Below are 9,462 nucleotides of genomic sequence, written 5' to 3'. Positions count from 1 at the left end.
TGCTGTCGGTGCTGCGGTCGCTGCTCACCTACGGCAACCTACTGTTGAGACGCGACGCCGATGTACTGCATCTCCAGCACGGGCTGCTGCGCAAGCGCGAGCACACCTTCGACATGCGCCGGCTGCGCGGCGGCACGTTGCGTCAGCCGCTGCTGGTCCGTCTGCTCGGCGGCGCGCGGCTGGACGCGATCATGACGGGTGTCGCCGGGGCCGGCGAGGCGTCGCTGTTGCTGCCGCCCTGTCCGGTTCGCACCGCCGAATCCGTGCTGGCCGAATTGATCGAGAACCCCGAGGCGGTATCCGGCCCGCTGCGCGCGCATGGCCCGGCGGCGACGCGCAGGCGCTGGATCCGCGCACTGGCGGTGCCGGCGACCGGCGCGGTCGCGGTGCTCGTCACGGCGCAGTTGGTGAATGTGCCGATCTGGGCCTGGATTGCGGTGGCGGTGCTCGCGGTCTGCTGCGCGCTGCTGGCCGCCGACCGGTCACGCGCGTTGGGGCACCGGGTGGACGACCGCTGGCTGGTCGGGCGCGCGGGCAGCCTGGAACGTCGCCGCGACTGCGTCGCCGCGGCCGGAATCATCGGCTGGACGGTGCGCCAGACGCTGCCGCAGCGGCGCGCGGGGGTGGCGACCCTGATCGCGGCGACGGCGGCCGGGGTGAAGCGGTATCAGTTGATCGACGTTCCGGCGGAGCTGGCGTGGTCGATCGCTGCGACGGCCTCGCCGTGGGTGGCCGACAGCGAGTGGGCGCGCGGATAGCCGCGTTCGCCGTTTACTGTCGCAGCATGGCGGTCGGTGGCGTGTTATTCGACATCGATGGCGTCCTGGTGACCTCGTGGAAGCCAATTCCAGGCGCGGCCGAGACGCTGCGGGTGCTGGCGGACAACCAGATTGCGTGCTCGTACCTGACGAACACCACCACCCGCACCCGTGTCCAGATCGCCGAGTTGCTCGCCGAGGCGGGGATGGCGGTGCGCCCCGACGAGGTGATCACCGCCGCGGCGCTGACCGCGGAGTATGTCCGCGGCCAATATCCCGACGCGCGATGTTTTCTGGTCAACAGCGGCCAGATCGCCGAGGACATGCCGGGCATCGATATCGTCTACTCCAGCGACTACGACGCCGACGCGGTACCGGAGACGCCGGACGTGATCCTGCTCGGCGGCGCCGGTCCCGAGTACAACCATTTGACGCTCAGCCGCGTCTACGACTGGATGGCCCAGGGCGTGCCGGTGGTCGCCATGCACCGCAGCACCGCATGGGACACCACCGAGGGTTTGCGCGTCGACACCGGCATGTACCTCATCGGAATGGAGGAGACATCCGGGCGCCAGGCCACCGCCGTCGGCAAGCCGGCACCGGCCGGCTTCCTCGCCGCCGCGGGACGTCTCGGCGTCGACCCCGACGAGATGTACATGATCGGAGACGACCTGAACAACGACGTGCTGCCCGCGCAGGTGGTCGGGATGACCGGCGTGCTGGTCCGCACCGGCAAGTTCCGCCAGGACACCCTTGACCGGTGGGCCGCCGACGAGTTCGCGATGCAGCCCAACCACGTCATCGACTCGGTGACCGATCTGCCGCAGCTGCTGCGGGTGTAGCGATGAATTTTGGCCCCGTCGACGGTCGGTACTGGCGTGACTGAAGAACACATGAAAGCCACCACCACCGTTAATGCGCCCGTAGAGGTCGTGTTTGACGTGCTGGCGGACCCGTCGACCCATGAGGCCATCGATGGCACCGGATGGGTGCGGGAATCGCTGGGCGGCAAGCGCCTGACCGAAACCGGCCAGATCTTTCGGATGGCGATGTACCACGACAACCACCCCAACAACGACTACGAAATGGCAAATCGGGTCGAGGTGTTCGACCGACCCCGCGCCATTGCGTGGCTGCCCGGTGCGGAACCCCGGCATATCCCCGGTCACCAAGGTCCCGACGACGCCCCTCTCGAATTCGGCGGTTGGTTCTGGCGCTACGACCTCGAACCCGTCGGTGCCGACCGGACCGAGGTCACGCTGACCTACGACTGGTCGAAGGTACCGCCGCATCTGCGGGAGGAAATCCAGTTTCCGCCGTTCGACGTGACGCACCTCGACAACTCGCTTGAGCACCTGGCCGAGCTGGCCGCGTCGGCTACTCGATGAAGAAGTTGTCGTTCTTGATGAACCACTCCCGGCGTTCCTCGTCGGTGAGGTTGTGCAGCTGGGCCAGCCCTTCGAAGTAGTGCTCACGCGGGGCGCCCGGAGCAAACAGCATCAACATCGACGTAGGCTCGTCGGTCTCGTTGCGGAATCCGTGAATGCCGCCGGGCGGGACGTAGAGAAAATCGTTCGGGTGCCCGTCAACCCAGTCGGTGCCGTCGTAGAGCTTGACGGTGCCCGAGAGCACGAAGAAAGCCTCAGACATGGCGCGGTGAAAGTGTGGACCCGGTCCGCCGCCCTTGGGCGCGATCTCGACGCGGTAGAGCCCGTAGTCCCCGTCGCTGGCTTGCTGGTTGGCCAGGTAGTGGTATTTCACGAGGCCGAACGAGTCGTAGTCCGGTGGTTCAGTGCCTCGCCGAAGCCAGGCACTGACCTCCGGTTCGTCCTTGGTGTATCGCGGTGGAGGATAGGGCGGCACGACGAGCGACATCGAAATCCACCCTGCCACATTGGGCCGGGCCGAAGCGATCTTGCACTCGTCCTGGCTGAGTGCTAAAAATGAGTTTGGCACTCGCGACCGGTGAGTGCTAGGTCGGGACCGGTGAGACCGAGCCGCACAGCTCATGGTCGTCCGTCGCGGGCACTGCTCCCGACCACAGCTTTGGATGGAGCGACCCGCCGAGCGGTCGCTCTGACTGTGCATTACCCACTTTCGGAGGAATCACTTCGCAATGGCCAAGACAATTGCGTACGACGAAGAGGCCCGCCGCGGCCTCGAGCGGGGCCTGAACAGCCTCGCCGACGCGGTACGGGTGACGTTGGGTCCCAAGGGCCGCAACGTCGTCCTGGAGAAGAAGTGGGGCGCTCCCACGATCACCAACGATGGGGTTTCCATCGCCAAGGAGATCGAGCTGGAGGACCCCTACGAGAAGATCGGCGCCGAGCTGGTCAAGGAAGTCGCCAAGAAGACCGACGATGTCGCCGGCGACGGCACCACCACCGCCACCGTGCTGGCCCAGGCGCTCGTTCGCGAGGGCCTGCGCAACGTCGCGGCCGGAGCCAACCCGCTCGGCCTGAAGCGCGGCATCGAGAAGGCCGTGGAGAAGATCACCGAGACGCTGCTCAAGTCGGCCAAGGAGGTCGAGACCAAGGAGCAGATCGCTGCCACCGCCGCGATCTCGGCCGGTGACACCCAGATCGGCGAGTTGATCGCCGAGGCCATGGACAAGGTCGGCAACGAGGGTGTCATCACCGTCGAGGAGTCCAACACCTTCGGCCTGCAGCTCGAGCTGACCGAGGGTATGCGCTTCGACAAGGGTTACATCTCGGGTTACTTCGTCACCGACGCCGAGCGTCAGGAAGCGGTCCTCGAAGAGCCGTACATCCTGCTGGTCAGCTCCAAGGTGTCGACCGTCAAGGACCTGCTGCCGCTGCTGGAGAAGGTCATCCAGTCCGGCAAGCCGCTGCTGATCATCGCCGAGGACGTCGAGGGCGAGGCGCTGTCCACCCTGGTCGTCAACAAGATCCGCGGCACCTTCAAGTCCGTCGCCGTCAAGGCCCCGGGCTTCGGTGATCGTCGCAAGGCGATGCTGCAGGACATGGCCATCCTCACCGGTGGTCAGGTCGTCAGCGAAGAGGTCGGCCTCTCGCTGGAGAACGCCGACGTCTCGCTGCTCGGCAAGGCTCGCAAGGTCGTCGTCACCAAGGACGAGACCACGATCGTCGAGGGTGGCGGTGACAGCGAGGCCATCGCGGGCCGCGTCGCCCAGATCCGCGCCGAGATCGAGAACAGCGACTCCGACTACGACCGCGAGAAGCTGCAGGAGCGCCTGGCCAAGCTGGCCGGCGGTGTTGCGGTGATCAAGGCCGGCGCCGCCACCGAGGTGGAGCTCAAGGAGCGCAAGCACCGCATCGAGGACGCGGTCCGCAACGCCAAGGCGGCCGTCGAGGAGGGCATCGTCGCCGGTGGCGGCGTGACCCTGCTGCAGGCCGCGCCGGCGCTGGACGATCTGAAGCTGTCGGGTGACGAGGCCACCGGGGCGAACATCGTCAAGGTGGCGCTGGAGGCCCCGCTGAAGCAGATCGCCTTCAACTCGGGTCTGGAGCCCGGTGTTGTTGCCGAGAAGGTGCGCAACTCGCCTGCCGGCGTCGGCCTGAATGCGCAGACCGGTGAATACGAGGATCTGCTCAAGGCCGGCGTCGCCGATCCGGTCAAGGTGACCCGCTCGGCGCTGCAGAACGCGGCGTCCATCGCGGCGCTGTTCCTGACGACCGAGGCGGTCGTCGCCGACAAGCCGGAGAAGGCCGCCGCACCCATGGGCGACCCGACCGGTGGCATGGGCGGCATGGACTTCTAAGTCCTGGTCGACGAAAAGCCCGGCTCCCACAAGGAGCCGGGCTTTTTCGTGTGTTGGGTTCGCCGTTGCCGCGAGTGTGTCGTTTCATACACGACACGCCGCGCAGGGCGGATAAATCCGCACAGTTCACGGCCGGACGTGTCAGCCGGTTGGTTGTGATGGCAACGATGCCCTCGTGCGAGGATCGCTTCATGCCAGAGAATGATGGCTACTTTGCGGCGGGCGCTGAGGCGAGCGACGAGCTTGCGCGCCTGCGGCTACTAGAGGCTGAACTCGATCTGACCTGGACGCGATCGGAGTAGGCGCGGGATGGCGTTGTCTCGAGGTCGGTGCCGGGGCCGGCTCCGTCGTGCGGTGGTTTTCCGAGCGCGTCGGCCCGACGGGACTGGTCGTCGCGGTCGACATCAACGACGATGAGCTGGAGCCGAACTTCTATGACGTCGTCCACTGTCGGCCGCGGCGTTGCGCCGCATGGTAACGACGCTTCGTCCTGGCTGCTGGCCGAGGAGCCCGACAGCGGGATCTTTGAGGCGTTGGATCGCGCCCACCCGTTGGCTGAGGCATTCGACTCCTCATTCCGCAAGCGGATCGAGTTCCTTTCGTCGGCCGGAATCGTGATATGTGCTACGGCAGGGTCTTGCTAGGCACTCGGTCTGGGGTCGCAAGCCGCCGCAAGACTAGACGCCAGCGGTGCGCGCCAGCCGGCGCGTAACTCGATTGTGCGGTTTCACACGCGCAGCGCCGCCGAGGGCGTATCGAACCGCACACTGAGCCACCGGAGCTTGTGGATAACCACTCGGCGAGTGGTGTTGGTGTCAGGCAGGCGTGCGAGTGTCCGCCCATGCAGACGATCGACTGGCCATTTCGCGCCGACGAGGCGCTCGAATCCGCAGCGTTGACATTCCGCGAGTTGCGCCGGTTCCATGCCGGCATCTATCCCGGAGTGTGGGCACCACGGGGCGTCGAACTGACGGCGAAAGACCGAGCCCGGGCAGCGTGGCTGTGGTCCCGACGTGTCGGCGTCATCGCCGGTCAATCGGCGTCAGCGATGCTGGGCGCCAAGTGGATCGAACCCGACTCGCCCGCAGAGCTGATCCACGCGAATCGACGGCCGCCTCCGCTGATCAAAGTGCACACCGACAACCTGCTGGCCGGTGAAACGCACTTGGTCAATGGCATGTCCGTGACGACGGCAGCTCGCACCGCGTTCGACTTGGGCAGACGGTCAGGCCTTGAGGATGGCGTGAAGCGCATCGATGCGTTGCTGAACGCGGTGGACCTGAAGGTCAACGACGTCGATGCGATCGCGCTACGACATCCGGGCGTACGTGGTCTATGCCAGCTACGTCAGACGTTAGATCTGGTGGACGGTGGCGCCGAATCGCCCTACGAATCGCTGACCCGACTGTTGCTGGTACAGGCCGGGTTTCCTCGCCCGCAGACGCAGATTCCCGTGCTCGACGAATACGGGTTCGTCGCGGCACGAATCGACATGGGGTGGTCCGAGTACCTCGTCGGCGTCGACTTCGAGGGTGCTCACCACTGGACCAACCCCAAGCAGTGGGCGTGGGATGCGGAGCGATACTCGCTTCTGCCCGAGCTGGGCTGGATCGATGTCAGGGCGACCAGCGGGATGGTGCACAACAGCCCGCGAACCTTTCTCGACCGCGTCGGCCGGGCGCTCATATCGCGCGGCTGCCCCAAGACGTGGTGACTGTGCGACGTGATCCGCTCACAGCGGCAAGTCGCGTATGAAACCGCACGGCCGACGAAGGTGTTACGCGGGAGCTGGCTGGCGGCCGCGGACCAGCCTGCCGGGACGCGCGTCGGTCGGCACGCCGTTCTCGGCAATGATCTCGCCGGAGACCATGGTCGCGACGTAGCCATCTGCGGTTTGGTCGAGTCGGCGGCCGCCCGCGGGCAGGTCGTGGGTGATGACGGGCTTGTGCAGCCGCACCGCCGCATGATCGATGACATTGAGATCGGCCTTGTAGCCCACCGCAATTCGGCCGCGGTCCGCCAGTCCGGCAACTCGGGCTGGCACCGATGTCAGCTCGCGGATCGCCTCGGGAACGCTGAGCCGGCCCTTGCCGCGATCACGTGTCCAGTGGGCCAGCAGGAACGTCGGATAGCTTGCGTCGCAAATCATTCCGTAGTGCGCCCCGCCGTCGCCGAGGCCGAGCACCACGTCGTCGCGGCGGATCAGCTCGCCGACCGTGTCGAGCGAGTTGTTCTCGAAATTGGCCATCGCGACCAGCATCATGGCGTGGCCGTCGTCGTCCAGCAGCCGGTCGTAGGCCTCTTCCATCGGGCTGACACCGCGCGCCTTCGCCCGCGCCGCAATAGAGGTCGACGGATCCGGCTCGTAGCTGGGATTCTCGGTCAACGGGAAGATCCAGTTCCAGGCCTGCGCCAGATACAGCAGCGGATGGCCGCCGTCCGAGGGCTTGTCGGCCAGGATGCGAGCCCGCACCTCGGGCTTGCGCATCTGCGCCACCCGCTCCGCCAGCGGCAGGTCGGCGATCTCGCGGTAGCTCGGATAGAACACGAACGGGTTGCCGGTGAGCTCAAGGCCGATGACCAGGCCGATCGGGCGCGGGAACACTTGCGCGGTGATCGCGGTGTCCTCGTTGGCCACGGCGTTGAACTTCTCGATCATCGTGATCGCGTCGGGCCAGATCGGATCGCCGGCGTTACCGGTGGCCAGTGTGAACGTCACCGGCAGTCCGTTGTCCTGCGCGGCCTCGAAAACCTGTTGCAACACGTTCGCATAACCGCCCGCTGCGATGTCGGGGACGAACTGGATCAGCCCGCCGCCTCCCGCGGCGATACCGGAGGCGATCGCGTCGATCTCGGCCTGCGCCGCGTCGTAGCTGGGGATCAACTCGCCGCCGGCGGTCTTGTGGAACGAGAACCGCGACGAGGCGAACCCCAGCGCGCCCACCTCGATCGCCTCCTTGGCCAGCCCCCGCATCCGATCCAGATCCCCGGCGGTGGCCGGCTCGCGGTCGCCGCCGCGCTGACCCATCACGTACACCCGCAGCGGCGAATGCGGCAGGTACGCGGCCACGTCGATGTCACGCCGCCGCGAGTCAACGGCGTCCAGGTACTCCGGAAATGTCTCCCAGTCCCACGGCAGCCCGTCGACCATGACGACGCCGGGGATGTCCTCCACCCCCGCCATCACGTCGACCAGCACCTCGTGGTCCTCGGCGCGGCACGGCGCAAAGCCGACACCGCAGTTGCCCATCACCGCGGTCGTCACACCGTGCGCGGACGACGGTGTCATCCGGTCCGACCAGATGGCCTGCCCGTCGTAGTGGGTGTGCAGGTCGATGAAGCCGGGCGTGACGAGCGACCCCGTCGCGTCGATCTCGCGGCGTGCGTCGCCGTCGATGGTGCCGACGGCGGCGATCACGCCATCGGAGACTGCGACATCGCCGACGAAGGGTTGACCGCCGAGGCCGTCAACGATGGTCCCGTTACGGATGATGAAGTCATGCGCCATTAGCTGAATGTACGACGGTGTCAGGCGACCATGCCAGGATGGGGCCCGTGATTGACCACTTTGGAATCAACTGCGCGGACTGGGAGAAATCGAAGGCGTTTTACGACAAGGTCCTCGGCGTGCTCGGCTTTAGCCGCCAGATGGACTACCAGGTCGCGATCGGCTACGGCAAAGACGGAAGGCCCGACTTCTGGATCGCCGACATGAACGCCGGTGACGCGGCGGGGCCCAACCGGGAGATTCACGTGGCTTTCGAGGCCGCAGACGTCGATGCCGTCAAGGCGTTCTACGACGCCGCGCTCGAGTTCGGCGCCGAGTCGCTACACCCGCCGCGGCTGTGGCCGGAGTATCACCCCAGCTACTTCGGCGCGTTCGTCCGCGACCCGGACGGCAACAACGTCGAGGCCGTCTTTCACCGCGCCCAGCCGGGGAGCTAGACGCCGAGCAGCTTGGCGTAGCGGTCGCGCAGCGACTCCCAGTCATGCCGTTCGGCGTCTTGGCCCACCACACGCCCTGAGGCTGTGCCGGCAAGCGTTTCCTCCAGCACGTCGAGGCAGATTTGCCAGCCGGCGGCGTTCATTGCGGCCTTGTCCCGGTCGCGCATCGACTGCTCCAGCGTCAGTCGGCAGCCGGTCGCCGTTGGTTCCAGCCGCCAGCGCACCACGTCGTCGTCGCCCCAGCGATGTTGGAGTTCGTGCGGAGGATCGACCGCGATCACATCGCCGGTCACCGGTTCGTCGCCGGGGTTCTCCCGGACCTGTCGCGGGCCGACGTCATCGAGGGGCTTGTCCGGCACAATCGGCGACCAGCGCCGCAGCCTATCGGGCTCAACAAGCCACGGCCACACCCTCTCGACCGGATGGGCGATGTCCCGCACCAGCGTCAAAACCCATGCGCCGTCGCGGTTTTCCAGGGTTCCCTGCAAAGAGTTCGTCATGACTGCTCCTCTTCGATGAGTTGGGACAGACGGTCCAGGCTGGCGGCCCACTTGCGGTGATACGGCGTGACCCAGGCCAGCACCGCCGGCAGCGGATCTTCGGCCAGCCGGTAGACGCGCCGCTTGCCGTCCACCTGCACGTCGACGGTGCCGGCGTCGCGCAATACCCCCAGATGCTTGGACACCAACGGCTGCGAAATGCGGAGCCGGTCAACGAGAGTGCCGACGTCGGCGGCGCCCTCGCGCAGGGTGTCCAGGATGCGCCGCCGGGTGGGGTCGGCGATCACGGCGAATGCGTCCACCCTTTCATATCACCACTGAGCCATATGATTGTCAAGTGATATGACTCACGCGGCAAGTATGCCCGCCGCCAAGGATTTGCGCCGCGGAGATGTTCCGGCTTTTATGTCTAGATGCCCGAGATGGATCGCCGCCGCATGATGATGTTGACCGGGATCGGTGCGCTGACCGCCGCCATCCCGCTCCCACAGGCGGGGGCCGACCCGGCGCCGCCCAA

General features: G+C 66.6%; 11 protein-coding genes. 7 read left to right on the top strand and 4 right to left on the bottom strand.

Features of this window, described 5'->3' with window-relative positions; all coding sequences use genetic code 11:
* The 3 genes from ACRDU5_RS20845 to ACRDU5_RS20835 all read left to right on the top strand — a co-directional run.
* Nucleotides 1-758, top strand: a 758-nt coding sequence (locus tag ACRDU5_RS20845) for a PH domain-containing protein (protein WP_526616826.1), incomplete at its 5' end; no start/stop codon positions are given.
* A gap of 26 nt (nucleotides 759-784) precedes the next feature.
* The gene (locus tag ACRDU5_RS20840) at nucleotides 785-1,600 is read left to right on the top strand and encodes an HAD-IIA family hydrolase (RefSeq protein ID WP_526616824.1); all 816 of its coding nucleotides are present in this window, start codon (nucleotides 785-787) and stop codon (nucleotides 1,598-1,600) included.
* Between the two features lie 36 nt (nucleotides 1,601-1,636).
* The gene (locus ACRDU5_RS20835; protein WP_526616823.1) at nucleotides 1,637-2,146 is read left to right on the top strand and encodes an SRPBCC family protein; all 510 of its coding nucleotides are present in this window, start codon (nucleotides 1,637-1,639) and stop codon (nucleotides 2,144-2,146) included.
* Here the strand turns inward: ACRDU5_RS20835 and ACRDU5_RS20830 are convergent.
* Nucleotides 2,136-2,633 carry a cupin domain-containing protein gene (locus tag ACRDU5_RS20830; protein ID WP_526616822.1) on the bottom strand — a complete coding sequence of 166 codons (498 nt, stop codon included), beginning with the start codon at nucleotides 2,631-2,633 and terminating at the stop codon, nucleotides 2,136-2,138. The genes ACRDU5_RS20835 and ACRDU5_RS20830 overlap by 11 nt on opposite strands.
* Nucleotides 2,634-2,874: 241 nt before the next feature.
* Here ACRDU5_RS20830 and groL point away from each other — a divergent pair, with 241 nt between their 5' ends.
* The 3 genes from groL to ACRDU5_RS20815 all read left to right on the top strand — a co-directional run bounded on the left by groL (nucleotide 2,875) and on the right by ACRDU5_RS20815 (nucleotide 6,214).
* On the top strand, nucleotides 2,875-4,500 hold the full coding sequence (groL, locus tag ACRDU5_RS20825) for a chaperonin GroEL (RefSeq protein WP_526616821.1): 1,626 nt from the start codon (nucleotides 2,875-2,877) through the stop codon (nucleotides 4,498-4,500).
* A gap of 434 nt (nucleotides 4,501-4,934) precedes the next feature.
* Nucleotides 4,935-5,144, top strand: coding sequence for a hypothetical protein (locus ACRDU5_RS20820; RefSeq protein ID WP_526616819.1), 210 nt, complete (start codon nucleotides 4,935-4,937; stop codon nucleotides 5,142-5,144).
* Between the two features lie 197 nt (nucleotides 5,145-5,341).
* A complete protein-coding gene (locus ACRDU5_RS20815; protein WP_526616817.1) occupies nucleotides 5,342-6,214 on the top strand; it encodes a putative endonuclease domain-containing protein in 873 nt (290 codons plus the stop codon).
* Nucleotides 6,215-6,277: 63 nt separating this feature from the next.
* On the opposite strand, the gene ACRDU5_RS20810 is transcribed toward ACRDU5_RS20815, so the two are convergent.
* Nucleotides 6,278-8,008: an N-acyl-D-amino-acid deacylase family protein gene (locus tag ACRDU5_RS20810; RefSeq protein WP_526616816.1), complete on the bottom strand. Its 1,731-nt coding sequence runs from the start codon at nucleotides 8,006-8,008 to the stop codon at nucleotides 6,278-6,280.
* 47 nt (nucleotides 8,009-8,055) lie between these two features.
* Here ACRDU5_RS20810 and ACRDU5_RS20805 point away from each other — a divergent pair, with 47 nt between their 5' ends.
* Nucleotides 8,056-8,445, top strand: coding sequence for a VOC family protein (locus ACRDU5_RS20805; protein WP_526616815.1), 390 nt, complete (start codon nucleotides 8,056-8,058; stop codon nucleotides 8,443-8,445).
* On the opposite strand, the gene ACRDU5_RS20800 is transcribed toward ACRDU5_RS20805, so the two are convergent.
* Both ACRDU5_RS20800 and ACRDU5_RS20795 read right to left on the bottom strand, forming a co-directional pair.
* Nucleotides 8,442-8,945 (bottom strand): SRPBCC family protein, encoded by a 504-nt coding sequence (locus ACRDU5_RS20800; RefSeq protein WP_526616813.1) that lies wholly within the window; start codon nucleotides 8,943-8,945, stop codon nucleotides 8,442-8,444. The genes ACRDU5_RS20805 and ACRDU5_RS20800 overlap by 4 nt on opposite strands.
* Entirely contained in the window at nucleotides 8,942-9,247 is a 306-nt protein-coding gene (locus tag ACRDU5_RS20795; RefSeq protein WP_526616812.1) for an ArsR/SmtB family transcription factor, read from the bottom strand. Before ACRDU5_RS20795 ends, ACRDU5_RS20800 begins: the two co-directional genes overlap by 4 nt.
* Nucleotides 9,248-9,462 lie beyond the last annotated feature (215 nt).

This window comes from Mycobacterium sp. (genome assembly GCF_050701515.1).
GTDB lineage: Bacteria > Actinomycetota > Actinomycetes > Mycobacteriales > Mycobacteriaceae > Mycobacterium.
The sequence above is the reverse complement of the archived record's forward strand: the minus strand, read 5'-3'. Positions and strand labels throughout refer to the sequence as shown.

Bases quoted from the DNA above. Each gene is read 5' to 3' on its own strand.
- ACRDU5_RS20840 (WP_526616824.1), top strand. From the start codon at position 785: ATGGCGGTCGGTGGCGTGTTATTCGACATCGATGGCGTCCTGGTGACC.
- ACRDU5_RS20830 (WP_526616822.1), bottom strand. From the start codon at position 2,633: ATGTCGCTCGTCGTGCCGCCCTATCCTCCACCGCGATACACCAAGGAC.
- groL (WP_526616821.1), top strand. From the start codon at position 2,875: ATGGCCAAGACAATTGCGTACGACGAAGAGGCCCGCCGCGGCCTCGAG.
- ACRDU5_RS20820 (WP_526616819.1), top strand. From the start codon at position 4,935: ATGACGTCGTCCACTGTCGGCCGCGGCGTTGCGCCGCATGGTAACGAC.
- ACRDU5_RS20815 (WP_526616817.1), top strand. From the start codon at position 5,342: ATGCAGACGATCGACTGGCCATTTCGCGCCGACGAGGCGCTCGAATCC.
- ACRDU5_RS20810 (WP_526616816.1), bottom strand. From the start codon at position 8,008: ATGGCGCATGACTTCATCATCCGTAACGGGACCATCGTTGACGGCCTC.
- ACRDU5_RS20800 (WP_526616813.1), bottom strand. From the start codon at position 8,945: ATGACGAACTCTTTGCAGGGAACCCTGGAAAACCGCGACGGCGCATGG.